Annotated in this window: 24 protein-coding genes, 1 tRNA gene and 1 pseudogene; 11 read left to right on the top strand and 15 right to left on the bottom strand. The window is 57.5% G+C overall.

What is annotated here, in order from left to right; genetic code table 11:
• The first annotated feature begins 58 nt into the window (after positions 1-58).
• Together accC and ACVW0B_RS08990 are read left to right on the top strand one after the other, a co-directional pair.
• The gene (accC, locus tag ACVW0B_RS08995; RefSeq protein ID WP_414412738.1) at positions 59-1,411 is read left to right on the top strand and encodes an acetyl-CoA carboxylase biotin carboxylase subunit; all 1,353 of its coding nucleotides are present in this window, start codon (positions 59-61) and stop codon (positions 1,409-1,411) included.
• Between the two features lie 72 nt (positions 1,412-1,483).
• Positions 1,484-2,464: a tyrosine-type recombinase/integrase gene (locus tag ACVW0B_RS08990; protein WP_457491487.1), complete on the top strand. Its 981-nt coding sequence runs from the start codon at positions 1,484-1,486 to the stop codon at positions 2,462-2,464.
• Between the two features lie 164 nt (positions 2,465-2,628).
• On the opposite strand, the gene ACVW0B_RS08985 is transcribed toward ACVW0B_RS08990, so the two are convergent.
• The 5 genes and pseudogenes from ACVW0B_RS08985 to ACVW0B_RS08965 form a co-directional block, all read right to left on the bottom strand.
• A complete protein-coding gene (locus ACVW0B_RS08985; protein WP_011433009.1) occupies positions 2,629-3,654 on the bottom strand; it encodes a hypothetical protein in 1,026 nt (341 codons plus the stop codon).
• Positions 3,645-4,247, bottom strand: coding sequence for a J domain-containing protein (locus ACVW0B_RS08980; RefSeq protein ID WP_083757641.1), 603 nt, complete (start codon positions 4,245-4,247; stop codon positions 3,645-3,647). Before ACVW0B_RS08980 ends, ACVW0B_RS08985 begins: the two co-directional genes overlap by 10 nt.
• Before the next feature lie 150 nt (positions 4,248-4,397).
• Positions 4,398-4,580, bottom strand: a pseudogene (locus tag ACVW0B_RS08975) (ATP-binding cassette domain-containing protein); the annotation flags it as partial.
• A gap of 193 nt (positions 4,581-4,773) precedes the next feature.
• Complete coding sequence (locus ACVW0B_RS08970) at positions 4,774-5,199, bottom strand: hypothetical protein (RefSeq protein ID WP_414522542.1); 426 nt, start codon at positions 5,197-5,199, stop codon at positions 4,774-4,776.
• A 1-nt stretch (position 5,200) separates the two neighbouring features.
• Positions 5,201-5,323 carry a hypothetical protein gene (locus ACVW0B_RS08965; protein WP_457491486.1) on the bottom strand — a complete coding sequence of 41 codons (123 nt, stop codon included), beginning with the start codon at positions 5,321-5,323 and terminating at the stop codon, positions 5,201-5,203.
• Between ACVW0B_RS08965 and ACVW0B_RS08960 the strand changes: the two genes are divergently transcribed.
• Positions 5,322-5,957 (top strand): exopolysaccharide biosynthesis protein, encoded by a 636-nt coding sequence (locus tag ACVW0B_RS08960; protein WP_457491485.1) that lies wholly within the window; start codon positions 5,322-5,324, stop codon positions 5,955-5,957. The two genes, ACVW0B_RS08965 and ACVW0B_RS08960, sit on opposite strands and share 2 nt — an antisense overlap.
• A gap of 38 nt (positions 5,958-5,995) precedes the next feature.
• Here the strand turns inward: ACVW0B_RS08960 and ACVW0B_RS08955 are convergent, their stop codons facing one another.
• From ACVW0B_RS08955 to sufB, 5 genes are all read right to left on the bottom strand, one after another.
• Positions 5,996-7,159 carry an S-layer homology domain-containing protein gene (locus tag ACVW0B_RS08955; protein WP_457467046.1) on the bottom strand — a complete coding sequence of 388 codons (1,164 nt, stop codon included), beginning with the start codon at positions 7,157-7,159 and terminating at the stop codon, positions 5,996-5,998.
• Between the two features lie 336 nt (positions 7,160-7,495).
• Entirely contained in the window at positions 7,496-8,788 is a 1,293-nt protein-coding gene (sufD, locus tag ACVW0B_RS08950; RefSeq protein ID WP_457491484.1) for a Fe-S cluster assembly protein SufD, read from the bottom strand.
• The gene (sufC, locus tag ACVW0B_RS08945) at positions 8,785-9,600 is read right to left on the bottom strand and encodes a Fe-S cluster assembly ATPase SufC (RefSeq protein WP_457491483.1); all 816 of its coding nucleotides are present in this window, start codon (positions 9,598-9,600) and stop codon (positions 8,785-8,787) included. The genes sufD and sufC overlap by 4 nt, the downstream gene beginning before the upstream one ends.
• Positions 9,601-9,697: 97 nt before the next feature.
• On the bottom strand, positions 9,698-10,096 hold the full coding sequence (mscL, locus tag ACVW0B_RS08940; protein ID WP_011431004.1) for a large-conductance mechanosensitive channel protein MscL: 399 nt from the start codon (positions 10,094-10,096) through the stop codon (positions 9,698-9,700).
• A 244-nt stretch (positions 10,097-10,340) separates the two neighbouring features.
• Complete coding sequence (gene sufB / locus ACVW0B_RS08935) at positions 10,341-11,777, bottom strand: Fe-S cluster assembly protein SufB (protein ID WP_414349663.1); 1,437 nt, start codon at positions 11,775-11,777, stop codon at positions 10,341-10,343.
• A gap of 179 nt (positions 11,778-11,956) precedes the next feature.
• Here sufB and sufR point away from each other — a divergent pair, with 179 nt between their 5' ends.
• The 6 genes from sufR (at position 11,957) to ACVW0B_RS08905 (ending at position 19,509) form a co-directional block, all read left to right on the top strand.
• Positions 11,957-12,673 (top strand): iron-sulfur cluster biosynthesis transcriptional regulator SufR, encoded by a 717-nt coding sequence (gene sufR, locus ACVW0B_RS08930; protein WP_414357848.1) that lies wholly within the window; start codon positions 11,957-11,959, stop codon positions 12,671-12,673.
• Between the two features lie 289 nt (positions 12,674-12,962).
• On the top strand, positions 12,963-14,033 hold the full coding sequence (locus ACVW0B_RS08925) for a 3-deoxy-7-phosphoheptulonate synthase (RefSeq protein WP_414388446.1): 1,071 nt from the start codon (positions 12,963-12,965) through the stop codon (positions 14,031-14,033).
• 421 nt (positions 14,034-14,454) lie between these two features.
• The gene (folB, locus tag ACVW0B_RS08920; RefSeq protein ID WP_457491482.1) at positions 14,455-14,904 is read left to right on the top strand and encodes a dihydroneopterin aldolase; all 450 of its coding nucleotides are present in this window, start codon (positions 14,455-14,457) and stop codon (positions 14,902-14,904) included.
• A gap of 30 nt (positions 14,905-14,934) precedes the next feature.
• Entirely contained in the window at positions 14,935-15,516 is a 582-nt protein-coding gene (miaE, locus tag ACVW0B_RS08915; RefSeq protein ID WP_457395001.1) for a tRNA isopentenyl-2-thiomethyl-A-37 hydroxylase MiaE, read from the top strand.
• 33 nt (positions 15,517-15,549) lie between these two features.
• Positions 15,550-16,899: a sensor histidine kinase gene (locus ACVW0B_RS08910; protein ID WP_414424544.1), complete on the top strand. Its 1,350-nt coding sequence runs from the start codon at positions 15,550-15,552 to the stop codon at positions 16,897-16,899.
• Between the two features lie 309 nt (positions 16,900-17,208).
• Complete coding sequence (locus ACVW0B_RS08905) at positions 17,209-19,509, top strand: DUF1796 family putative cysteine peptidase (protein ID WP_457491481.1); 2,301 nt, start codon at positions 17,209-17,211, stop codon at positions 19,507-19,509.
• Between the two features lie 121 nt (positions 19,510-19,630).
• Here the strand turns inward: ACVW0B_RS08905 and ACVW0B_RS08900 are convergent.
• A tRNA-Thr gene (locus tag ACVW0B_RS08900) sits at positions 19,631-19,703 on the bottom strand.
• A gap of 66 nt (positions 19,704-19,769) precedes the next feature.
• Entirely contained in the window at positions 19,770-21,380 is a 1,611-nt protein-coding gene (lnt, locus tag ACVW0B_RS08895; RefSeq protein ID WP_457491480.1) for an apolipoprotein N-acyltransferase, read from the bottom strand.
• A 223-nt stretch (positions 21,381-21,603) separates the two neighbouring features.
• Between lnt and ACVW0B_RS08890 the strand changes: the two genes are divergently transcribed.
• Positions 21,604-22,140 (top strand): HNH endonuclease, encoded by a 537-nt coding sequence (locus ACVW0B_RS08890; RefSeq protein ID WP_011433030.1) that lies wholly within the window; start codon positions 21,604-21,606, stop codon positions 22,138-22,140.
• Between the two features lie 9 nt (positions 22,141-22,149).
• Here ACVW0B_RS08890 and ACVW0B_RS08885 read toward each other — a convergent pair whose 3' ends face one another.
• Both ACVW0B_RS08885 and cysC read right to left on the bottom strand, forming a co-directional pair.
• A complete protein-coding gene (locus tag ACVW0B_RS08885) occupies positions 22,150-23,085 on the bottom strand; it encodes an alpha/beta fold hydrolase (RefSeq protein WP_011433031.1) in 936 nt (311 codons plus the stop codon).
• A gap of 96 nt (positions 23,086-23,181) precedes the next feature.
• Positions 23,182-23,709, bottom strand: coding sequence for an adenylyl-sulfate kinase (gene cysC, locus ACVW0B_RS08880; RefSeq protein ID WP_457441928.1), 528 nt, complete (start codon positions 23,707-23,709; stop codon positions 23,182-23,184).
• 155 nt (positions 23,710-23,864) lie between these two features.
• Between cysC and ACVW0B_RS08875 the strand changes: the two genes are divergently transcribed.
• Positions 23,865-25,130: an acetylornithine/succinylornithine family transaminase gene (locus tag ACVW0B_RS08875; RefSeq protein ID WP_457441929.1), complete on the top strand. Its 1,266-nt coding sequence runs from the start codon at positions 23,865-23,867 to the stop codon at positions 25,128-25,130.
• Here ACVW0B_RS08875 and ACVW0B_RS08870 read toward each other — a convergent pair.
• On the bottom strand, positions 25,127-25,543 hold the full coding sequence (locus tag ACVW0B_RS08870; protein WP_414522924.1) for a hypothetical protein: 417 nt from the start codon (positions 25,541-25,543) through the stop codon (positions 25,127-25,129). The two genes, ACVW0B_RS08875 and ACVW0B_RS08870, sit on opposite strands and share 4 nt — an antisense overlap.
• Between the last annotated feature and the right edge of the window lie 111 nt (positions 25,544-25,654).

Below are 25,654 nucleotides of genomic sequence, written 5' to 3'. Positions count from 1 at the left end.
GCGTTCACAGACTGCTGGCTTCGGCGGTCGATCCATCTCTCTGCTCTGAACCTCCCTCATGCCGCCCATCACCAAGATCCTGATCGCCAACCGGGGTGAGATTGCCCTGCGCATCATCCGCACCTGTCAGGAAATGGGGATCCGAACTGTGGCCGTTTACTCCACTGCGGATCAGAACTCCCTGCACGTCCAACTGGCGGACGAGGCTGTTTGCGTAGGAGATGCCCCGGTGGCCAAAAGCTACCTCAACATTCCCAACATCATCTCGGCAGCCCTCACCCGCGGGGCCACTGCCATTCATCCGGGCTATGGGTTCTTGGCGGAGAATGCCAAATTTGCCGAGATGTGTGCCGACCACAACTTGATCTTCATCGGCCCCTCGCCAGAGGCGATGCGCAAGATGGGCGACAAGGCCACGGCCCGCGAGACCATGCAAGCGGTGGGGGTGCCGACGGTGCCGGGCAGCCGCGGGTTGATCACCTCTGAGGAGGAGGCAGTGAAGCTGGCGGAGAAAATCGGCTACCCCGTGATCATCAAAGCCACCGCCGGTGGCGGGGGGCGGGGTATGCGGGTGGCTAAAGATGCCCAGGAGCTGCTGAAGATGCTGCGCACCGCCCAGGGGGAAGCCCAAGCGGCCTTTGGCAACGGCGGGGTTTATTTGGAGAAGTTCATCGAGCGCCCCCGTCATGTGGAGTTTCAGATCTTGGCGGATAGTCAGGGCAATGTGGTGCATCTGTACGAGCGGGATTGCTCCATTCAACGGCGACACCAAAAGCTGTTGGAAGAGGCTCCCAGCCCGGCTTTGACAACGGCTCTGCGCAGCCGCATGGGAGCAGCGGCGGTGAAAGCAGCCAAGGTGGTGAATTACGTGGGAGCGGGCACGGTGGAGTTTTTGCTGGATAAAAACGGCCAGTTTTACTTCATCGAGATGAATACCCGCATCCAGGTGGAGCACCCGGTTACCGAGATGGTGACCGGGCTGGATCTGATTGCCGAGCAGATTCGCATTGCCCAAGGTCAACCCCTGACCTTTCGCCAGAAGGATGTGGAACTGCGGGGCCATGCCATCGAATGCCGCATCAACGCCGAGGATCCCAAGCAGCAGTTTCGGCCTTGCGCTGGCACGATCAGTGCCTATTTGCCCCCTGGGGGGCCGGGGGTGCGCATGGATTCCCACATCTACACCGACTACACCATTCCCCCCTACTACGATTCGCTGTTGGGCAAGCTGATCGTCTGGGGGCCTAACCGGGCAGCAGCCATCCGCCGCATGCAGCGGGCTTTGGGGGAATGCGCCATCACCGGGGTGCCCACCACGATCCCTTTCCACCAGCAGATCCTGCGCCATGAAGCTTTTTTGAGGGGCGAAGTGTACACGGACTTCATCGCTCAGCATTTGATGCCGGGGTAGGGGCCGAGTCCAAGCTGGAGCTTGCTCGCAGGGGAAGGATAGAGTTGGTTGAGGGTTGCCAGTGGGCTAAAGATGAGGGATCCCCGACCTGGTCAGGTTCGACAGACTCAACCGAGCGGCCCTGCTCCCAGTCTCAGCCATCTGGCGGCGCAATTTTTGCAGGAGCGGGAGCGGGATCTGGCCCCTGCCAGCCGCCGTACCTACCGCATTGCTCTGGAGCAGTTTGCCAAAACTTGCCCGGTGCCGCTGCCCCAGGTGCAGCCTGTCCACGTCCAGTCCTTTTTGAACAGCTTGAAGGGCCGTCCGTTTCGCAACCGCTCCGGCCAGCGGATCCACCCGCCCGCCTCTCCGGCCACCTACAACCTGAAGCGGTTGGCCTTGCAGCAATTTTTTGAATGGGCCAGCCAACGGGGCTACCTTCAGGATCCCCTGCCCACCCAAGCCATTCGACCTGCCCGCCTACCCGCTCGTTTGCCCCGCGATCTGGATCGGTTGTTGTTGCAGCGGGTGTTGCAGCGGGCCCAGAACCATTCTCTGCGCTACGCGGCTTTGATTCGCCTGATGCTGGAGTGCGGGCTGCGGGCCCAGGAGCTGTTGGACTTAACCGTTCAAGATTTTCAAATCAGCCCCGAGGGATCCCTGTTGGAAGTGCGCTGTGGCAAGGGGAGCAAACCCCGCGCTGTGGCAGTAGGGGATCCCCTCTCCGAGCTGTTGCAGCAGTATCTGAGCCAAGAACGGGGCCCGTGCGCGCCGACGGATCCCTTGTTTGTTTCCCAATCTCGCTGCTTGGCCTACCGAGGCCGTCCCCTCACCTACGATGGTCTACGGCATATTGTGCTCAAGCTAACCGAGCCTGAGCCGGGACATCAAACCCCTCACCAGTTTCGCCACAGCTTTGCCACCTTGTTGCTGGATCGCGGCGTTGCCCCCGAACACATTCAGCACTTGCTGGGCCACACAACTGCCGCCATGACGATGCGCTACACCCAGCGGGCCAACTTGAGAGCAGCCATCGCCCGTTCCCGCGAGATCTTGAATCAGGGCTTGGTTTAGGGATCCCTGGCTGTACTATGGCCTCTGTCGTTTCCAGTGAGACAGACGCGGATTGCTCGCAGAAAGAGGGATCCCCAAAAAGAGATCAAGGATCCTCAAGGACGGACAAACCTGACTAAGGTGGTTGGAATGACCTGAAAACAACCGATAACCAATGGGTTATTTCAAGTTACACGCTGGAGAGGAATGTAGAGCACATGCTCTCTCCCCTTGCCAATGGGCAACTGCGGCCCAAGACTGGCCTTCTGTTGTCCCAACCAGATGATCAGGTTTTTGTTCTCAGGATAGTATTCCAAAACATACTTGATGAAGTCATCAATTGTACATGGCTCGTTGAAACCTCCCATCCACTGATGAAAGTGGCTATGCACTTCGCTGGCTATAGTAATCAGGTTGGAAAGATTTGCTGCAATCTTTGGATAGTGCGCTTCAGAGTAGAGATGGTGAACCGTTAGGCTACTGGCTGTTTTTCGAGTAACTCTACAGAGATTTTTATCCCTTCTTCTTGCAAGCTCTTTTGCTCTTTCTATCTGCCTTTGTCTATCCTGGATTGTCTTGACGATTGCCTGAATCTGGGGTTCAATGCGTTCGCCAACATCTCGACACCAGTCTTTTCTGTGGTTTTGCTTGAGGACTTCTACCATAATCTTGGCAAGCTCATAGATGCCTCGCAAAGAGAGGTAGACAGTGTCGTCGTTGCCAAAGCGTGTGTAATGAACGTCTTTGATGAGTTTACTTTGTTTTGATGCAATCTCAAGCGCTTTCTTAAGGTAATCAGTTCGAGTTCCAAAGATCGTCACAACATCTTGAAGAGATAGCCAAAACTGATCTTGTCTTCTGACCAGAGAGGAGCTGTTTTCGAGGATCCTATGATCCACCAGAGCCTTCTGCCTCTTGCGATACTCTTCCTTGAACCAATTCCTAATGCTTGTGCTAATGCTTGTGTCTGTAGAGTACTTACGACCTTGCTCTGACCTAGACCTTAAAAAGGATAAAATGGCGTAAGCACCAGACTGCGTGTATTCTCTCAGCCCCGAACTTTTGTTGATAACGCGATAGTCTTTACCTTCCACCAGTTCCCACTCATCATCAGGGATACTGTCAAAGTAGGCTTCAATCTCCCTGAGTTCCTCAAGGCTGATACCCAAAAATTCGGCGAGCTTGTTTGAAGAAACATAGACTATAGCCATTGCTCAAATTTCTCCGTAAGGCTTTTGTAGAAGAGAGTCAATCGCTGGAAAATTTTGTCATCCCCGGTTGGAGAATCGGGATGGTAGATCTTGCTCAGGCGATAAAAGGCAGCTTTGATGTCCTCATTGGTAGCTCGATCGGGGTCAAGTCCAAAAACCCGCCATGGCAAGTCGTACTTGAAGATGTTGATCCCGTTGATGCAGCCATACCCCTCTTCCCCCTCTTCGTTGGGAAGGATCCCGATGTGCTGACGATAAATGCGCTCCAAATCGTCTATGTTGGATAAGCTCAGCTTGCCCATGCCGCTGGTTGCCAGTTTGAAGCTGGCTGACTTTCTCAGCTCGGCTGCGTTTTTAACGCCAAAGTGGTTGTAAATCGCTTTCTGCAGCTCTTTGACAGACAACCGAGGCGGTGGCTGTAGCTGCCTGACCACAAACCGCGCAAAATTCTCCAGGAGTTCCTTAGAGATGCCGTAGGTATCGGAAAGGCGCTGGATTTCTGCAGCAATCGCCCCTTGCGGATCGGGCTTGGTCTCTTCTCTTGAGGTTGCCCTAGTTGTTTTTGGTTTTGTGCTGGCGGCTTTTTTGGGCATGGCTTCCCCTCAAGTCAGTGATGCCAAGTGTAGATCCGCACAAAACTTATAGGCTGTCTGTGAATTTATTTGCACAATGATGCAGACAATCTTAGGTCAGTGTAACAATGTTGCCGGTACCTGTAAAGCTTTGCACCACATAAGCTTCGCCATACCGATGCCCAGTTGGATGGCTTGGTGTGGGGAGCAGATCCGCACTGGGCGGCCCCGCAGGCGAATCTCGCCAGCATCCGGCTGGTAGAGGCCCGCCAGCATGTTCATCAGGGTGGTTTTCCCGGCGCCATTCTCCCCTCGGAGAGCGTAAATCTCCCCGGCCCGTAGTTCAAAGTCCACGCTAGAGCGCCCCCAGCTTGCCTGTTCGGTTGAGTTCCCCCGCCAGGATCCCTACCAGACAGGCTCTCTCATAAAAAGGCTGATCATAAATGGAAGGCTCTCTGAAGAAAGAGGTACACAGGTTGAGTACCACCTTTCCTTGGCAGTGAACGTATTTCCGGCTACTTTTCAGCGCCAACTTGGGGCCGCCCCTTCAGCTTTTGGGGATCAGTCGCTTCGGACAGGCAGCACGGATATGGGATTCGCTCAGGTCGGGCATGAGAGCCAAGGCCCGCTGAGCATCAATTTGCGCTTCGCACACTGCCTCCAGTACCTGCTCAGCCATCAAGGAAAGGGGCATATCGGCGGTTTGCTCGGGATCGGTATCCACGGAAATTTGTCGGACTCTCACAGGGGGGGGTGGTAACACCGGCGGAGCTGCCTGCGGGGATAGGGTGGTGGAAGTGCCCACCTCCAACTGCGCTTCTGCCAGGGCCACACCGTGCCCCACTATCAGTAGGGATCCCAGCAGCAGGGGCCATCCTAGCCTACGACCCCCTCTGCCGAACTGAGTTGGATACTTCTGCCATTGCTCCAGACCGCTGATGTTCTCGGCCCTGTTGAGCCTGTTGCCGAGCATGTCACCTCTCCAAAACCACCCCTTTGCTCAAGATATCCAACACAGTTTGAATTTGCAGTAGGCTAGCGTTGGCTTTCCAAATAGCGCTCACCCGTTTCCAAACTTTGCCTGCTGTAGCTTCCATGGCCCGTCTATCCCAAGAACTAGCCCGGCTTTCCTGCCTTCCCGATAGCCCAGAGCAGCCCAAACTCCCTCCGGAAGGGTCGATCTGCATCGAAGACATCCTGGAACTGGCGGGCGAGCGCAGCTTTGGATTCTTTTTGGCAGTGCTCTCTTTCCCTTCTGCTCTGCCGCTGCCAGCTCCCGGCTATTCCACTCCCTTTGGTGTGTTCATTGTGTTGCTGGCCCTTCAACTGGTGGCAGGGCGAACCACCCCTTGGCTGCCGAAATGGGTGTTGCAGACCTCTGTTGAACGGAAGCAATTTCAAAAGTGGGCGCAGGCTGGGATCCCGTGGCTGCAGCGTATTGAAAACATTGCCCGTCCCCGCTGGCGGCAGCTCTGCACCACACGGCTCGGCCAAGTCTGGCTGGGCACCTGGATCGGCTTGATGGGGATTTCCATGATCATCCCCGTTCCAGGCACCAACACCCTGCCGGCAATGGGGGTTTTCGTCACCGCCTTTGGCCTCCTGGAAGAAGACGGGATCCTGTGCAGCTTGGGATCCCTGATCTGTGTAGCAGGAGGACTGCTGACCACTTCCATTTTGATCGGCCTGTGGTGGGGGGGAACAACCCTCTTGGATTGGCTGGGGAGATAGCCGTGCCGACACCACTTATGATTCCGGCCTTGCACCGGTTATCGGGATGTCGGGGCCAGCGCCAGATCCTGAGTGAGGCGCAACTCGATCACCTGATTGGGATCCAGCACCACCACCTGTGGTGCCGTTACATTGCCAATTACCGCTCCGGCCACCCCCGCCCCCAGCACTTCTTCTGTGGCAATGGCATTGTCTCCGGTTACCAAGCCGAGAATGGCGCCCGCTGCCGCGCCGATGGCTGCATCCTGAATGATTTTGCCTGTGGTGGTGTAGCGGGGATCCTTGACATCGTGAATGATGTCCGATTGGGCAGCCAAGGGGAACAGTTGGTTGTTGACGATAATGCTTTCCGCCACAAAACGGGTGCCCCCTGGGGCCGGCTCAAAGCGGCCATCCACCCGTGAGCCAAAAGGCACCAGAATATCCCCCTGGGCGTTGCGAATCGGGTTGCGGACGATCAAAGACATGGGCCGGGTTTCGTTGGGGGCAATGAAGAGGCGCTCGTTGAAGGGGGTGGTGGTTTGCATCAAGGTGCCCGCCGCCAGCGTGGAAAGGCGCAGGTCGAAGCCCGGCTGGGAACCGGAGAGGGATCCCCCTGGGTTTTGCGCCACCAAGGATCCCCGGCTGAGCATGGCCTGGTGGGTGAAGGCTGCTACCTCGGCGCGAGTGGCGGGACGGTTGGGTTCCAAGAGCATCGGGTCTGGATAATTGACGATCAACCCGGCGCGGTTGGCCGCCGCAAGTTGTGCCAGGGCCCAATTGGGGATGGCTGCCGCATCTCGGTAGCGGCTGAAGAGATCGCTGGGCTGAGCGGCTGGGATCGCTCCCGTGTTGCCAATGGCGTTGGTCAAAACCACCAGCGCTTCGGTGCGGGTAACGGGCTGCTCAGGACGGAAGGTGCCATCGGGAAAGCCTGCCACCAGATTGTTGGCTGCTGCCGTCGAGATGGCACTGGCTGCCCAGTGGGTGGGGGGCACATCCCGAAAGCCGATAAAAGTACCGGAGGTATTGCGGAGGCGGAAAGCGGTATTGACAATGGTGGCAAACTGAGCGCGGGTAACCGGCTCATTGGGGCGGAAGGTGCCATCGGGGAAGCCGTTCAACACTCCTTGAGCGGAGAGGGTCTCAATGTAGGCTTGGGCCCAGTGACCAAAGGTGTCGCGGAAGGGAGCGGCCATGGCCACCTGGCAGTGGATGCCCAAGACAGCTCCCGATAGGAGTATGCCTGCTGCACGTGGATTTAAAAGAGAGGGAAACATCGTTCGTTCACCGAGTTGTCGTAGCGCCCATCGCTGGGTCAATGGCTACTCTTATTCTGGCTATTTCCTCAGTGATGACAATGGCTAAAACCCCTGCTCTGTGGTAATTTGAGCGTTTCTAACCCAAGATTTGCAGCAAAACGCAACTGCAGAGGATTGATAAGGAAGCTCCTAAATCTCTGTCGCGTCAGTGATGCCTATCCATCACGCCCAAGTCTGGTCACTCTTGAGGGTAATGGGGGAGCAACAACTTATTATTGTTATTGGAATTGATTGGATTCACGGGATCCCAGCCAACTGGCGGGCCACCAGGGCGGGAAGTTGAGCCAACGGGATCCCTTCCAGAACTTCTGCCGCAAAAGCGCAGGTGAGAAGTTGCCTGGCCTCAGCTTGGGGAATACCCCGGCTTTGCAGATAGAAGATCTCTTCCGCCTCCAGTTGGCTGACGGTGGCCCCATGGGCACACTTGACGTTGTCGGCAAAGATCTCCAGTTGCGGCTGGGTGTCGACCCGGGCTTTGGGGCCTAGGAGCAGGTTGCGGTTGGTCTGGGCGGCGTCCGTCAGTTGGGCCTCTCGGCTCACCAGAATCCGTCCGCTGAAGACCGCATGGGCTGTCTCGTCAACGATGCACTTGTGCAATTGGCGGCTGCTGCCGTGGGGGGCCTGATGCACCAGGCGGGAGTGGGTGTCGCTGTGCTGGGATCCCTTCAGCAGCGTTAGCCCCTGCAGTTGGGTGTGGGCCTGGGCTCCGGCTTGGGTGATCTCCAGGTTGTGGCGAGAAAACTGGGATCCCCACTGAATGGCCTGGAGGCGGTAGTGGCTGTTGCGGCTTTGGCGCACGGCGGTCTGGTTGATGTGAAAAGCCTGAGACCCCTGCCGCTGCAGGATCACATGGTGCAAGCGGGATCCCTCTGCCAAGAGGATCTCGGTTACAGCGTTGCCAAAGGGGATCCCGGATCCCAGGGATACATGATCTTCGATCAGCGTGAGGGAGCTGTGGGCTTGCAAAGACAGCAGGCAGCGGGGCTGGGCCAAAACGGCCTCTCCCTCAGGAGCCACCGTTATGAACAGCAGGTGCAGCGGTGACGGAACTTCCTGGCCGGGCTGTAGGCCAATCTGGATCCCATCTCCCAGATGAGCGGTGTTGAGGGCCGTAAACACATCCGTCTTGGCCAGGGTTTGCAGCAACTCCCCTGGGGCTTGGGCTAAAGGGATCACCTGCAAAGCGGTGGGCAGGCCACTCAAATCAGAAAGCTGGGGGGCAAAGTAGCCGTTGACGAACACGGCGCGGCTATAGCTGGTTTCCGGCCAAAGCCAAGGTTCTAGGGTTGCCGCATCCAGAGCCGGATCCCCCGCGGCAGCCAGGCGAAACTTGTGGGCCAGCAGTGGCGAGAGATCGCTGTATTTCCAATCCTCTTCCCGTGGGGTCGGGATCCCCAGTTCGGCCAATTGGGCGCGGGCCTGCTGCCTAAGGGTGGTGTAGGGATCCTGCCTTTCCGGGATTTGGCCGAGGATGTGCTCCAGGAATAGGCGGCTCTCTGGGGCAAAAGGTTTGGGCAAGGTGGCGCTCATCCCTCTTTCTCCTGCCGAGATGTCGCAGCTGCCGGTTCTTGGCCCAACTGAGTTTTGATCCAGTCGTAGCCCCGTTCTTCCAGCTCCAGCGCCAAGGTCTTGTCCCCGCTGATGACAATACGCCCCCCTTCCATCACATGCACGTAGTCGGGGGTTACATAGTCCAGCAAGCGTTGGTAGTGGGTGATCAAGAGCATGGCATTCTCAGGGCCGGCCAGTCGGTTGATGCCCTGGGCGACAATGCGCAGCGCGTCGATATCCAGGCCGGAATCCGTCTCGTCCAAAATGGCCAGCGTGGGCTCCAACACCGCCATTTGCAGGATCTCGTTGCGCTTTTTCTCACCGCCGGAAAAGCCCTCATTCACAGAGCGCTCCAAAAAAACGGGATCCATTTTGACAATATCCAACTTTTCCCGTACCAGGTCGTCAAAATCCAGAGCATCCAGTTCCGGCTGATCCCGATATTTCTGGCGAGCGTTGTAGGCGGCGCGCAGGAAATCCAAGTTGCTCACCCCTGGGATTTCGATGGGGTATTGAAATGCCAAAAAGATCCCTGCCCAAGCCCTCTCCTCCGGTTCCATTTCCAGAAGATTCTTGCCCAGATAGAGGATCTCGCCTCCTGTCACCCTGTAGTCAGGGTGGCCGGCTAAGATCTTGGAAAAAGTGCTTTTTCCAGAACCATTGGGGCCCATGATGGCGTGGATTTCTCCGGCGCGAATTTCCAGGCTCAACCCCTTGAGAATGGGGGTGCCGTCGATCTCGGCGCTGAGATCTCGAACGGATAAGATGACAGGGCTGTTTTCACGGATCATGGCTAGACTCTAGAGTTGCCACTGAAGGGCAGGGATTGGAAGGTTAAGGGATCCCTAAACCAGGTTTGGATTTTGGGCCTAAGGATCCCCTATAGCTCTATTGGGAGTGGCGATTGAGGATATCCCGGATCTCTGTCAGCAAAACCACTTCTGGTGGGGGCAATGTGGGAGGAGATTCTTCCTCCTTTCGCTGTAGGGTGTTGATCGCCTTCACCAGTAAGAAGATGGCAAAAGCGATAATCACAAAATCAAACACAGCTTGCAGAAAGCTGCCGTAGTTAATCGTAACTGGGTCTTCAGGACTTCCACCGATTTTCCAGACCAAGTTCTGGAAGCTCACTCCACCAATCATCAAGCCTAAAACCGGAGTAAATAGATCTGCTACGAAAGAAGTCACGATCTTCCCAAAAGCACCTCCAATAACAACGCCAACAGCCAAATCTAAGGCATTGCCCCGGCTGATGAACTTTTTGAACTCCTCCAGAAATGCCCTCATGGGGAACTTCTCCTGCCTAGCCTTACGGTTCAAAACTCCTTGATTATCTCCTCTCCCCCCCTGCATCCATGCGCTGTTTGCAACGTCGCCAAGCCCTTGGGCCGCCTCTGGCTTCAGGGGATCACAGCCCTCTGCCTTGGGAGTTACCTAACCCCTTACCCTTCTCCTGAGAATGGCAGCGCCTGCTCCCACAGCGTGTCAGCGGCCTCGCCCACTTGCTCAGCTTCGCATTGGGAGCAATCCCCTAGCCGACGGATCCCTCTAACTTTAGGCTCAGCAATCGATCGGCTTCTACGGCAAACTCCATCGGCAATTGGTTGAACACCTCTCGGCAGAAGCCGCTGATGATCATGGACACAGCATCTTCCGCAGAGATGCCGCGGGACTGGAAGTAGAACAATTGCTCTTCTCCAATCTTGGAGGTGGAAGCTTCGTGCTCCACTTTGGCGGTGTTGTTTTGCACCTCAATATAGGGGAAGGTGTTGGCGCTGCACTGATCCCCAATCAACATGGAATCGCACTGGGAAAAGTTGCGGGCACCTTCCGCTTTCGGCCCGATTTTGACCAGGCCGCGGTAGCTGTTTTTGGAGTGCCCAGCCGAGATCCCTTTGGAGATAATTTTGCTGCGGGTGTTGCGGCCCACGTGAATCATCTTGGTGCCGGTATCGGCCTGCTGGTAGTTGTTGGTGAGGGCAACCGAGTAAAACTCGCCCACCGAGTTTTCCCCCACCAGCACACAGCTGGGGTACTTCCAGGTGATGGCGGAGCCGGTCTCCACTTGCGTCCAGGAGATCTTGGAGTTTGCCCCCTGACACAGGCCGCGCTTGGTTACAAAGTTATAAATGCCCCCTTTGCCGTTTTCGTCGCCGGCATACCAGTTCTGTACCGTCGAGTACTTGATCTCGGCATTGTCTAGGGCGATCAGCTCCACCACCGCCGCATGCAGTTGGTTGGTGTCGAACATGGGGGCAGTACACCCTTCCAAGTAGCTGACGTAGGATCCCTCGTCGGCAATGATCAGGGTGCGCTCAAACTGGCCCGATTCGCCGTTGTTGATGCGGAAATAGGTGGAGAGCTCCATCGGGCAGCGCACCCCTTTGGGCACATAGACAAAGGAGCCATCGCTAAACACCGCCGAGTTCAGCGCCGCGTAGTAGTTATCGGCAATGGGAACCACACTGCCCAAGTACTTGCGCACCAGCTCCGGATACTCCCGCAGCGCCTCTGACATGGAGCAGAAAATCACGCCTTCCTTGGCCAGCTTTTCCCGGAAGGTGGTGGCTACCGAAACGCTGTCGAAGATGGCATCCACCGCCACATTGGCCAGCCGCTTCTGTTCAGACAAGGGGATCCCCAATTTCTCGAAGGTCTCCAACAGCACCGGATCCACTTCGTCCAGGCTCTTTTTCTTGGGCTGCACCTTGGGGGCCGAGTAGTAGACAATGTTTTGGTAGTCAATGGGCGGGTAGCTGACGTTGGGCCAGGTGGGCTCGCTCATCTTCAGCCACTGGCGGTAGGCCCGCAGCCGGAACTCCAGCATAAAGTCCGGCTCCCCTTTCTTGGCCCAGATCTGCCGAATCACCTCTTCGTTCAAGCCTTTGCCAATCGACTCAGAGGGGATGTCGGTTACAAAGCCGTACTTGTAGGGCTGGTTGACCAGGGCGCGGACACTTGTAGACATGGATGGCTCTCAGAGAGTGACAGGGTAGAAACGCGACCAAGCTAGATGGCCAAATAAAACAACAGAGTTGTTGTTTAACTGATCCTCAGGTTACTTTAGCAATGATCCCGTTGTCAAAATAGCAGAGAGCTGTGCTGGCAGCGGCAGCCGATTAACCCAGTCTAACCAGGAGGGCGAGGGTGGACAGCACGCGCAAGATCACCGGGCAGGTCGCTCAACCCGCTTCGAGTAAGCAGGCCATCTTGGTCTACCTGCGCAAGGCGGGGCAGGCCAACGCCCAAACGCTGGCAGAGCACCTGCGCATTTCTCCCCAGGCCATCCGCCGCCACCTCAAGGATCTGGAGGCAGAGGGGTTGATCCAACATATCGCTCAACCCAATGGCCTAGGCCGCCCCCAGCATCTCTATCAGCTCAGTCCCTTGGGAGAAGAGCAATTTCCCGCCAGCTACGATGAGTTTGCCCTTGGTCTGCTCAACACCCTGGCCGAAACTCTGGGATCCGAGCAGATGGGATCCCTTCTCCACCACCAGTGGCAGCGCAAAGCCCGGGAGTATCAGGCCCAGCTGGGATCCGGATCCCTGCGGGAGCGGCTGGAGCGTTTGGTGCAGTTGCGCCAGGCAGAGGGTTACATGGCGGAGTACTACCCCTATCCTGCCGACCTGACTGTGCCGATGGCAGCAGAGGGATCCGAGTATTACGTCGAGCAGTATGTGTTGGTTGAGCACAATTGCGCCATTGCCCAGATTGCCCACACCTTTCCCAGCGTCTGCGGCCACGAGCTGGAGATGTTTGCTGCCGCCTTGCCCGATTGCCGAGTAGAGCGCATCACCTGGCAGGTGCAGGGAGAACACCCCTGCGGCTACTGGATTGCCAAGCCGGCGGCTCGGTCGGCTTAAGACTTCCCGCTGGTCTCTCCGCCAGGAAACCGGATCCCTGAGGTGTCAAACGAGGTTTTTTCGGGTATAGTTATCTCGTACAGGTTTTAAGTTTGCTCTCCGCATGGTCTGGCGCGCTTCCTTTTTTGGCTACTTTACCTTTCCCTGGCAACGACCAGGGCGGAAGGGTGGCGCGTAAACTAAAGACCTAGGTTTACCCGAGTCAGTCCTGAAGCCCTGAGCCCAGCGCCAGGGCTTTTTTGATGGCTCGACGACCCCATCCACCCACTTGCACACTAAGGACAGTTCCATGCCCCCCCAAACCGACAATTGCAACATCCAAGAGGTGACTCCCTTGATTGCCCCTGCTGCTGTCAAGGCCAAGCTGCCCCTTACGGAAACGGCAGCGCAAGTGGTGCTCTCCACTCGGCAAGCCATCCGCGACATCATCCACGGACGGGATCTCCATCGCTTGGTGGTGATCGTCGGCCCCTGTTCCATCCACGATCCCGCAGCGGCTCTGGAGTATGCCCATCGCCTCAAGCGGGTGGCCGACCAAACTCGGGAGCACCTGGTGATCGTTATGCGCACGTATTTTGAGAAACCCCGCACCACGGTGGGCTGGAAGGGCCTGATCAACGATCCCCACCTGGATGGTTCGTGCGACATTGCCACCGGCTTGCAACTGGCCCGTTCCATTCTCCTGCAGATCAACGAGCTGGGCCTGGCCTGTGCTACCGAGATGCTGGATCCGGTGACCCCTCAATACACGGCGGATCTGGTGAGCTGGGCGGCCATTGGCGCCAGAACCATCGAAAGCCAAACTCACCGGGAAATGGCCAGCGGTCTCTCCATGCCTGTGGGCTTCAAAAACGGCACCGATGGACGGCTGGAAATCGCTCTCAATGCCATCCTCTCCGCCAGCCATCCCCACAGTTTCTTGGGCATCGGCCAAGATGGCATGACGGCTTTGGTAAAAACCACCGGCAACCCGGATCGACACATTGTGTTGCGGGGGGGAGGGGGCAAGACCAACTACGGCCCGGAAGATGTGGCGCGGGCAGCACTGCTGATGAAGGATCAAGGGATCCCTCGCTCGGTGATGGTGGACTGCTCCCATGACAACTCCCACAAAAATTACCGCAACCAGGGATCCGTCTGTCGAGCGGTGCTACAGCAGTACCAGGCGGGGCAGCGGGCTTTGATGGGACTGATGCTGGAGAGCAACCTCTATCCGGGCAAGCAAACCTGGCAGGAAGGGGCGCCGCTCCAGTACGGGGTTTCCATCACCGATGGCTGCATCGGCTGGGAAGAGACGGAAGATCTGTTGCGGGAGATGGCAGCGACCGTAGAGGGGAGAGCGTTGGCCCTCAGCCATTGAGGGATGGGGATCCCGGAGCCAATTCCTTAGGGAATCAAAAAGGAAATGGGAACAGGGGGCAACCGACTCCTAAGGTCGAGCCAAGGTTTCGTTGTTTCGTCAGGCCCTGTGGGATGGGGTCTCCAGGTCGAGCTGGGAGGATGTGATGGAGCATGACTCTAGTCAATAATAAGCTCAACTATACTGAAAATAATGTATAATATGTTCAGTACGGATTACTACCAGTTGATCTTTCTGTTTACTTTCGAGTCTGCCAACATGGTAGCCAAAGCAAAGCAGAAAATTGGTAGTAAGACGACACGGAAACTGCGCTTTGGGTATTCTACTCAAAGCTTTGCGGGATACCGCCATTCTGGTTGGAAACAAACAGAATGCTATCGCTGCATAGTTGAACAGCGATGTTCAGCAGTGTTCAGCGTAAATGTATCAGCTACAGATCCCCACCAGTGTTAGCAGCGACGGTCAGCAGCCCTATCCGGATCCCGATCGGATCCCTCGGCAACCCCCCGAGCAGTTGCGGGATCGGCTGCTCGTCTCCGGCCTGCGCTACTACGGTTATACCGGTTTTGATGAGGCGGAACGGGCTTTGGGGCAATGGTTTGAGGTGGATTTCGAGTTGTGGGCGGATCTGCGCCCGGCTGCTCTCAGCGGCCAACTGTGTGATAGCCTCGACTACCGTTCTGCTGTGGCCGGGATTGCGGAACTGGTGAAAAGCAATCAGTTTGTGCTGATCGAGAGTTTGGCGGAGGCGATTGCCGAAATGGTGCTGCGGGAGACAGGGGCCAGCAAAGCTAAGATCCGATTGACCAAGTGTCATCCCCCGATCCCAGAGCTGACGGGGCGGGTTACTGTGGAGATTGTTCGTCCCTAGAACTTCTCTTAACCCTTTCCTACCGACCCTGTGCTTGCTCTAGAACTTGCTTCTCGTACCTCTGAGGACTGGATCGACCAGGCCATCCGGCACATCGATCTGGTCTTGCTAGACCACGCCAACTGTGAGAAAAAAGCAGCGGGCAACGCCCTCAGTCTGCTCTTTCGCTACCCGGCTAACGGGCGTTTGGTGGAAACCCTCTCGCCGCTGGCGCGGGAGGAGCTGCAGCATTTTGAGCGGGTGCATCGCCACCTGCAACGGTTGGGGATCCCCATCAAGCCCTTGTCGGCTGCGCCCTATGCCGGTCGTCTGAACCAACACCTGCGCCGCTCCGAGCCGGAGCATCTGTTGGATACCCTGCTGGTGGCAGCCATCATTGAGGCCCGCAGCCACGAACGCTTGGGCCTGTTGGGGATCCACGCGCCTGACCTGGAGTTGCGGCAGTTTTATCTCTGGCTGGCGGCTGCGGAGGAGCGCCATTGGCAGCTTTATTTGGATTTGGCCTTGGATCAGTTTCCCGCCGATCAGGTGCAGGAGCGGCTCGATACTCTACTCCAGGTGGAGGCCGAGATCTTGTCTTCCCTTCACCCCGAACCCCGTGTTCACAGCTAGCCCCACTCCGTTTCCCCCCGCGGTGCAGCTCCCATGTTTCAAGCGACGCGGCAGTGGTTGGCCTTCTGGTATACAACGGTTACGGCAGTGTTGCTGCTGTTGTTTGCCGGCAGCTTCTATTGGTACGTGCAGTCAACCCTGATTGAACGGGTGGACGATACCCTTGGCCATGTGGTGGAAATTGTCGAGCGGTCTTTGGTGGTGGATGAGAGCCTCTTGGATCCGCAGCAAGCCCGCCGCAGCTTGGAGGCCAGCTTTCGGGATGATCCCAGCACCCTAGAGGACGATCACATCGACTTGGAGTGGTTCGGCCCTCAGGGAACGCTCATCTGGTCCACGGTGCCCGGCGGGATCCCTGCCCCCCTGTTGACCGAGGGATCCCTGCACACTGCCCGCATCGCTCCTGGGTATTGGCTGCGTCAGTTCACCGAGCCGATCGTGGCCGGTGGGAAGCTGCTGGGCTATCTGCGGGTCAGCCATCCCTGGTTTGAGGTGAGCAAGCCAACGCGACAGTTGATCCGGGATCTTTCCCTCTGGGTGGTGGCCGGCTTGACGGGTGTGGGGGCCATTGGCTGGATGCTCTCCGGTTTGGCCATGCAGCCCATCCGGCAGTCTTATCAGCAGCTCAAGCAATTTACCGCCGACGCCTCTCACGAGCTGCGCAGCCCCTTGGCCAGCATTCAAACCGCGGTACAGGTGGCTTTGGCGGATTCCCAATTGGATGCCGACACCCGGCAGCGCTGGCAGATGGTGGAGCGGTTGTGTTTACGGCTGGGTCGTCTGGTGGATGACCTGCTGTTTCTGGCCCGCCACGACAGCGGTATGGTGCCTTTCCAACCCCGTTGCTGTGCGCTGGATGCTCTGCTGCTGCAGGTGGTGGAGGAGCTGCAGGGCCTGGCCAACCAAAAACAGATCCGCTTGCAGCTGGAGATTGCTGCCCCTGAGAGCGGGACGGAACCTTCTCCCGCCCAAGTGGATCCCTTCGGTTTTTGGGGAGATGAAGATCAATTGGCCCGCCTGTTCACCAACCTGATTGAAAACGCCCTTCTCCACACTCCCCCGCAAGGAGAGGTGCAGGTGAGGCTGGAACAACGGCTGCGCTCCGGATCCCCAGAGCTGGTGGTACGGGTACAAGATACCGGTCCAGGGATCCCGCCTCAGGCTCTGCCCCATGTGTTCGATCGCTTTTATCGAGCAGATCCGGCTCGCAGCGGGGATCCCGGTCGCCTCTCGGGGTCAGGTTTGGGGCTGGCGATCGTCAAAAGCATTGCCCAACAGCATCAAGGTCAGGTGCAGGTGGAGAGCGAGCTGGGCCAGGGATCCAGCTTTGAAGTTATTTTGCCCCAGCGGCAGTTGGAAATCTGTACCCCAGAGAGAGTCTAAAAGTGCTCTGGAAAACAGACAGTCCTCAGTCAATATGCTAGCTTTAAGCCGAAAATTGACTTGGTTTTTATTCAGAACCGTATTGGCCCGGTTGAACTGAATTTCTGGGTGTCAAAGACCTTCTCTTAACCTTTGCTTTCCAGATTTAAGAATCTCTCTTTTTCCCCGATAAAACAGCAGAGATGGGATCAGCTCCCAGGCTCTTGCCCTTCTCAGCCGGCTGCTGAGCTGTTGATTGGGTGATGAGTGAGTGCAGTCCGCCCGCGCAGCCCCACAATTTCCCATTGAATCCTGTGCCAGGAAAACGTTATGTATCGCTTCCAGGTTCGTGCCATCACCCAGCCGGGCGAGAGAATTGCCTTGGTGGGATCCAGCGCAAAATTGGGCTCCTGGGATCCCTGCCATTGCATTTGGCTGCAAACGGATCCGACTCGCTATCCGCTGTGGTGGGTAGAGTTGCCGTTGAGCCCAGCAGACGGCACGCCCGGCCCGTTGTTGCCCTATAGCGGGTGTTCAAAAGAAATCCCTCGAGTAGAGTACCGGTATCTGCGCGTTCAAGCCGGTGGCGAAGTGATTTGGGAATCCGCCGATGTCAATCGCTGGGTGCCACTTGAGCCGGAACCTTTGCCGGCAGTTTTAATTGTTGAGGATGGAGAGTTTGGCCGGATCCCTGCCTATCCTTACGGCTATTTTGCCGATCCCATTCCTGAGGTCGAACCGGAAAATCCGCAAGGGCTAAAAGTCGTCATTTTGGGCAGCTCCGTTGCCCTGGGGTGCAGCGCTTGGCTGTTGCGAGGTTGGGCTTGGCTGTTGCAGAAAGCTCTGCAAGAACGCTATGGCCATCAAGTGCGAAATCTCTCTGAACTGGGGGCAAACGTCAGCCGAACTCTGTTGCGGTTTGAACAGGTAGTGATCCCTGAACGTCCTGATGTCGTTATTGTTGCCCTGTCCTTGGGAAATGAAGGCTTGGTATCGGCCTTGCCCCAGCATCGCCGCGCCCTGCAGAGGCGGTTTGAAAACGGCCTGCAGCGGCTAATTCAGCGAATTCAAGACATTGGAGCCTTGCCAGTTCTGGGAGGGGTTTATCCCCATGCAAACTACGGCCCAGAACAGCATCTTCTTTTGCAAGAAACTCAGCAAAGAATGCTCAGCTGGGGATGCCCTGTGTTCAATTGGCTGCCTCATTTGGAAGATGGACAGGGCCGCTGGAAACCAGACCTTGCTTTTGACCCAGCTCACCCCAATTCCAAGGGTCATCAGGTCATGTTTGAGGCCATCGATCTCTCTCTTCTGGATCCCAGCCAAGTTAGCTCGGCTCGTGGCAAGCTCCCTCAACCCATTGGGGAGCAGGTCATTTTTGAAGAGGAGCATGGTTTTTGGGTAACCGTAGAGACGGGCAAAAATCAATTTCGCATCGTGAATGTAACTCCCTATCCCTATACCATCACGCCCACTTGGCAGCCTTTGCAAGCCGCTTTCCAAAAAGCACGTCTACAACCGGGTCTGTATGTTGGCAGAAGCGATGAAAGGATAGGGGATGCGACCCTATATTCACTTTCCATACGAGAAGATGGTTCAGTGCAAACAACCCTCTCCATTCCTGCGGATGCCGATCTTGTCTTCTCCCCAGTAGCCCAGTTCTTTTCCTCAGCAGCAGTAGAAACGATCTTCGAGGATGGATCGTTGATCCTTCTCAAGCTCAGTGGATCCTCAGAAGGCTCTTCTGATCCCATACCTCGCCTGTGCGTGATCAACCAGAGCAATCACGAGTACAACATCCACCCCATGTGGAAGGAAGTGCGGGCTGCTCTCAAAGCCATGCCGATGGGTGTTTACGAAGATCCGAGCCACCGGGAAGCTCTCTTCCGCACCTTGATGATCGGGGAAGGCGGCCTCGAAAGCCGGGTAAAGACTGCTCCCGAATCGGTCATGCTGCTGGAATACACCTGCAAATTATCGGATATTCATCGTGTTGCCATTGTGCCGTTAGGGGATCGCTGCGCGGTGCGAATGCTGCTCTACAAGTTGGAATATGACGGGCCTGCCTTTCCTTTTGATTTGACACGCACCAGCAATTTGGCTGATGTGGCCGATATGATCCACAACGAGTTTCAGGGCATGTGGGATCCGCAATATTTGCACTACAGTCCTGAAGATCGGCGAATTTACCACAGCAAGTGGACGGGCCTCTCCTTTGGCCATGAGGTGGAAGAGGGGGAGGATCCACTTCAGAATATGGATCCCATCTATGAGCGAATGCGAACTCGCTACGCTGCTCGCGCCAAGCGCTTTATGCATGTTTTGGAAAAAGCTGATAAAGTCTTGTTTGTGCGCACAGGAGGTTGCCGGCGAGAGGCCGTTGTTGACTTAATGGATAAGCTGGCGGCTAAGCGCAGGGGCAAGCCTTTTCTGCTGCTGATTGTTTCTCCTCAGTCTTCTGATGAGTTTGCCGGGATCCCCAATGTTATTCATTATGAGATGGAGTTGAATCCCGACCGCATGTGTGCAGATCCTGAGCATTGGAAGTACTGCACAGGGGTAATGAGAGATATTCTCCATTCTTTGGGGGTCTCTACCCGAAATCTTTTCTGGTGCCCTCCACAACTGTAGCCGTTCCAAGGTTTCACTGCAATTCGAAAGAATGATCGCTGCTGCCCAAACGCTCCGCGCCGCTTCCGCGACCACCCCCAACTCTTCTCCCAAAGGGACTCTGAGGTGTTCAACTCCAGAAAGCTGATGATCGGACTCGAACCGACGACCTGCTCATTACGAGTGAGCTGCTCTACCAACTGAGCTACATCAGCAGGGCTTTGAAGTGAGGACTGGATAGGAGAATCCGCAGACCCACCGGTGGGCCTATCGATTCTAACTCATCCTTGCCTTGCTCGGGATCCCCAACGCCATAGCCCCAAAGACAGCCCCAACGTCAGCCACGCCAGCCAATCCCCTGCGCGATTGTAGAAAGTTGTCTCAGAACGCCGCTTCACTTCTCCCGTAATCACCCCCCGCTGAAAGATGGGGCCAACCTGCTGGAGCCGACCTGAGGGATCCACCACCAAATTGCCGCCGGTGTTATTGACAAACACCACGCTACGCCGATTTTCCACAGCCCGAAAAACCGAGAGTTTGCCATGCAGCATCGGCCAGTGGCTATTGCCAAACCAGCTATCATCCGAAATTACGATCAAAGACTCGGCACCGCGACGAGTCAAAGTTCGGCTGGGCGCAGGCAACACGCTCTCCAAGCAGATCATCACCCCCAAAGGCCCGAAAAGCTCCCCTCCGTCCAGAGGCCGATAGCCATCGGGTGAAGGCACGTAGCGCCCCGACTCGAAATAGGGAAAGATCCACTGCTTGCCAAACCCATCCAGTAAGTTGCCCCGGGCGTCAAGCAATAGGGCCGTATTAAAAAATCGCTGCTGCTCTTCCGGCAAATGGGCTGTGCGGGGATCCGGCTCTGTTGCCCCCGTAATCAAAGCGCCTTCCGGTGGCAGAATCGCTTGCATCGGCTCGATCACGTAAGGCTCTAGGCCGGTATTCAGCAGCCGTGCCCGCAGCGCCCCCTCCGGCCAAATCACCAACTGTGCCCCGGCAGCCACCCCCTGGGCAGAAAGCTGATGCAGCTCCCGGTAGCGCTCCAGGCGGTAGTTCCAACTGCGATCGGCTTCCAGCCAAGCCACCTGCTGCACCGCCGCCACCCGAAAGTCAGGATCCCTGTTTTCGACGGCCAAGGCATCGAAGTAGGCCAGGCGTGCGCTTCCATAGGCCAAGACCAGCCCCGTCAACCCCAGGCCGCAGGCGAGCGTACCCCAGAAATCCCTGTTCCTGAGCATCTCACCCAAAACGTTTCTCAGGGATCCCCCAGCCGCCTGCCACCGGCTAGAAATCTGCCTGGCCATCTGCCAAAGAACCCCATTGACGAACACGGCAAAAAAGGTAACCCCCCAGATCCCTGTAACATCGGCTACTTGGATCCCGAGGGGCCAGTCGAACAACAGGGATCCCCAGTGGAAAGGGATGGGCCACCAGAGCAAGCCCAACAGCCCATCCAAGCCTGTCCAGACCGTGGCCAAACCCAGCGGACGTGCCCAAACCGGCAGGGGACGACTCAGTTGCAAACTCAGGAGCGTAGCAGTGGTGAAAAAGAGGGGGATCAGGGGAGCCACCACCACGCCCCCCAGGATCTCCCAGGCGCTCAACACCTTAACCGAGAAGGGATCCACCCAGAAGGCATACAGGCACACCCAAAACCAGAGGCCATAGGCCAAACGCCACCGCGCCCACCCTTGCCGTTGTTCGCACAGGTCAAACAGCGGGGCTAGGCCCAGCAGCGCCCCCGGAAACCAGTGCCACCAGCGGTTGGGGGACCCCAGACAGAGCAGCAGGATGGCTAGACCCATCAGCCAGCGGGATCCCTCGCCTGGGTTTCTCTTTTGGGGCAGATCCTGCCGTTGAGTTGAAGATTTCAGTTCCAGCTTCATCACCTCAATAAAATTCAGCCTCTTCGGGAAACCCCACGGGGATTGAACACGCCCCTGCCGACGGATCCTCTCCAGAGTAGCGCCCTTGCAGCAGCCGCAACTATCTCCTGGAGCACAGGGCTCCTACTGCCCGAATCTGAAGCTGTGTTAACATTTTGCATAACTTCAGGGGGCTGGTGCCTCCCGGCTTGGGTTAGGGATCCCGTCAGCGGTGCGCGGCACTATGGGCAAAGTTTTGGTTTTGAATGCCTCCTACGAGCCGCTCAACATCACCAGTTGGCGCAGGGCGGTCGTTCTTTTGCTCAAGGGCAAGGCCGAGCAAATTGAGCACAATGGCCGAGTGGTGTACGGCAACATTCCTTTGCCCACCGTCATTCGCCTGCGCCACTATGTCCACGTTCCCCATAAGGAGATCCCGCTCACGCGCCGCAACGTCCTCTACCGGGATGGGCACCGTTGTCAGTACTGCGGCTGCTTCGGCGAAGATCTCACCCTGGATCACGTGATCCCTCGGTCTCGTGGCGGCGGGGATACTTGGGAAAATGTGGTCAGTGCCTGTGTGCGCTGCAACGTGAAAAAAGGGAACCGCACCCCCCGCGAAGCCGGTATGCCCCTGCTGCGCCAACCCCGCCGTCCCCACAGCACTCTTTATTTTGAAATCTCCAAAGCCGTCGGCAGTGGTTCCCATCGAGAATGGTCTAAGTACACCATCGGCCTAGAAGGGGATCCCCAGGAGGAATTGTTGGACAGCCCAAGCTAGACGGGCCGCCTAGGGATGGACTTCCGATACAGGGGCAGCTTTGGAAATGGGGGGAGAAGTGGTGGCTGGGATCCCGGTCTCGATCCACCGGTGAATCAGGGCATTGACCTCTTCGGGGCGCTCATCATGGGGGCAGTGGCCAGCCTCCAGGAAGTATTCCACTGCTTGAGGGTAGTGGGCCCGGTACAGCTTAGAGCGTTCCCGAGCCCGCATCCAGGGATCCCGTTCTCCCCAGATCAACAACAGCGGGCGCACCAAGCTGCACAGCAGCTCATCTACATACCGTCCCTTCTGCCCACCTCGCATCAAGGCCACAAACACATCGGCAGCCCCCGGATCCTGGGTGGGGCGATGGATGGCCTCGACCAGCTGATCGGTCACGGCTGCCGGGTCGTAGTAAACCTGCTTCAGCTTGGCTCGGATCACGTGCGGCTGCCGCAAATACTGAAACAGCAGGTAAGACACCAGGCGCTGGCGCAGGCCCCAGCCCACCAATCCGCCTATCCATTGCCGCCATCCGGTCGGGGATCCCTTGAGGGTGGAAAACCCACCTGCCCCATTCAAAAGCACCACGCCCCGCACCCACTCCGGCCACTCCGCCGCAAAACTGAGCACCACATAGCCGCCCAGGGAGTTGCCGATCCCCACCACAGGCCGACGGATTACCTGTTGGCAAAAGTCCCGCAGCTGATCCCGCCAGATTTCGGCGCGGTAGTCCCAGTTGGGCTTGGCGGAGCGACCGAAACCCAGCAAATCGATGGCGTACACCTGGTAGTGTTGAGCCAATTCGGGAATGTTCTTGCGCCAGTGGTCGGTGGAGGCTCCAAAGCCGTGCACCAGAAGCAGAGGCTGCCCCTGCTCACCCTGTTTGACGTAATGAACTGACTGCCCCCGCCAGATCCACTGCGCCGAAATGGGAGTGGCCGATGCCGATGTCGAAGCCATAGGAGTTGCTTGTAAGCCTTTCTTAATTCTAGGTTCTTTGCAGCTACTCCGGGGGGAAGCCCACCCTCTACGGGCAACGTAAGAGCAGTGGGCCTGTTAGACATAACCTCTGCTTTTTAGGCTTTGTATCACCAGGTCAATACATTCGGAGATGCTTTGCTCGGCAGTTTTGCACACCACCTCCGGCTGTTCCGGCGGCTCGTAGGGATCGTCAATACCGGTAAAGTTCTGGATTAAGCCTGCCCGCGCCTTTCGATAGAGGCCCTTCACATCCCGACGTTCGCACACCTCCAGGGGGGCATCCACAAAGACCTCGATGAAGCTGCCAATATATCGCCGTACCTCCTGCCGTGCTGCCCGATAGGGGGAAATGGCCGACACCAGCACAATCACCCCGTGCCGAGTCAGCATCTCCGCCACAAAGCCGATGCGGCGAATGTTCTCATCCCGATCCGCTTTGCTGAAGCCCAGACCCTTGGTGAGATGTTGCCGCACCAGGTCCCCATCGAGCACTTCCACCGGCAGCCCCCAAGCGCGCAACTGCTGGGCCACGCCGCAGCTCAGGGTGGTTTTGCCCGCCCCGCTCAATCCCGTAAACCAGACCGTTACCCCCCGCCGCGACATCTGTCTGTTTGCTTCTGTCTGTTTGCTGTGGATCCCTGAATCTTGGGCCCTGCCAGAATATCATCTCCAAAAGCAGGGTGATACACTCGAAACACGGCTTGCGCCAGCCCCAAAGCGCTCCGCGCCGCCAACACGACAGCAATCTTTTACCGGCCATGTCTCCTCTGACTTCGCCTCTTGCCAGTGCCCCCTCGGGATCCCCGACAACTGCCGAGCTGTTTGCCGAGCATGTGATGTCCACCTACGGGCGCTATCCTTTAACCCTGGTGCGCGGGCAGGGGTGTCGAGTTTGGGATGAGCAGGGGCGGGAGTACCTGGATTTTGTGGCCGGCATTGCTACCTGTACTCTGGGGCATGCCCACCCGGTGTGGATTCAGGCGCTCACCGAGCAGGCGCAACAGTTGCATCATGTTTCCAACCTTTACTACAACCAGCCGCAGGCGCAACTGGCCCAATGGCTGACCCAGCACTCCTGTGCCGACAAGGTGTTTTTCTGCAACTCAGGGGCGGAAGCCAATGAGGGAGCCATTAAGCTGGCTCGCAAGTATGCCCACACGGTGCGCGGGATCCAAGATCCGATGATCCTCACCGCCCATGCCAGCTTCCATGGCCGCACCCTGGCCACCATTACCGCCACCGGCCAGCCCAAATACCAAAAAGACTTTGCCCCTCTGGTGCCCGGCTTTGATTACGTTCCCTACAACGACATCGAGGGCACAGCAGCGGTGTTGGAGCGCTGGGGCGAGCGGGTGTGTGCCGTGCTGTTGGAGCCGTTGCAGGGGGAAGGGGGGGTTGTGCCGGGGGATCCCGCCTATTTTCAATGGTTGCGCCGGATCTGCAGCGAGCGGGGCATTCTGCTGATTTTGGATGAGGTGCAGGTGGGCATGGGCCGTACTGGCATGCTGTGGGGCCACTGTAACCTGGGGGTGGAGCCGGATGTGTTCACCTTGGCCAAGGGCCTGGCCGGTGGGATCCCCATCGGGGCCTTGTTGGCGAAAGACTTTTGCGCCGTGTTTCAGCCGGGGGATCACGCCAGCACCTTTGGGGGCAACCCCTTGGCTTGTGCGGTGGGCCTGGCGGTTTGCCGCACGCTAATGTCGGAGAGTTTGGTTTGGAATGCCCAGCAGACAGGGGTGTATCTGCGTCAGGGGCTGTCCCGCTTGGCGGAGCAGTTTCCGCAGCTCGTTGAGCAAGTGCGGGGCTGGGGCCTGATTCAGGGCTTGGTGGTGCGCATCCCGGCGGCTGAAGTGGTCAAGGCAGCCATGGACTGCGGGCTGTTGTTGGTGCCGGCAGGATCCCAGGTGGTGCGCTTTGTGCCCCCCTTGATCGTCACCCCGGCAGAAATTGACGCGGCTCTAGCGATGTTGGCATCGGCTTTGCAAAGGTTGGCCGCCTCCCTTGGCCATTCCGGGGCAGCCTAGCCTCGCCAGACTTGCCGCAGAAATGCCTGCAACTGCTGTCGGGCAGGGAGCTCGTGGGGAGCGGGATCCCTTGCCTGTTCCAGAAGGGGCAATACCTCCTCCGCATAGGCCGGAACAAAGCCGGCAGCAGGCCAGAGCAAATCCGAGGTGGCCCGCAGGTTGAAGACTTGGGATCCCTGCCTGAGCAGGAGAGGCCGCACCCAGAGCAATGCTGGGGATCCCGCCGCAAGATTGTGGAGAGAAGCCTGAATCAGCTCCACATAGAGGGTGGCTTGCGGCCCTGGCAGGGCGAGGATGGGACGGGGTGAGGGTGGAGTGCTGCCCACCTCCACCGGGGCAGGCAAAGGGCGGCTTCTGAAAGGGATATTCTCCACAGAGCCACATCGGGCGGGCAAACGAGGCAACAGGGTCATGCAATCGTTAACTGAAGACGATATGGACTGTACTGATCCTAATCGATGGCCTCCTTACTTTTCTTTGGCAGGCGGGTTGGCCGGGGATCCCGTCTTTGCGGACATTTCGTG

This window comes from Thermostichus sp. MS-CIW-23, assembly GCF_054059455.1.
The sequence above is the reverse complement of the archived record's forward strand: the minus strand, read 5'-3'. Positions and strand labels throughout refer to the sequence as shown.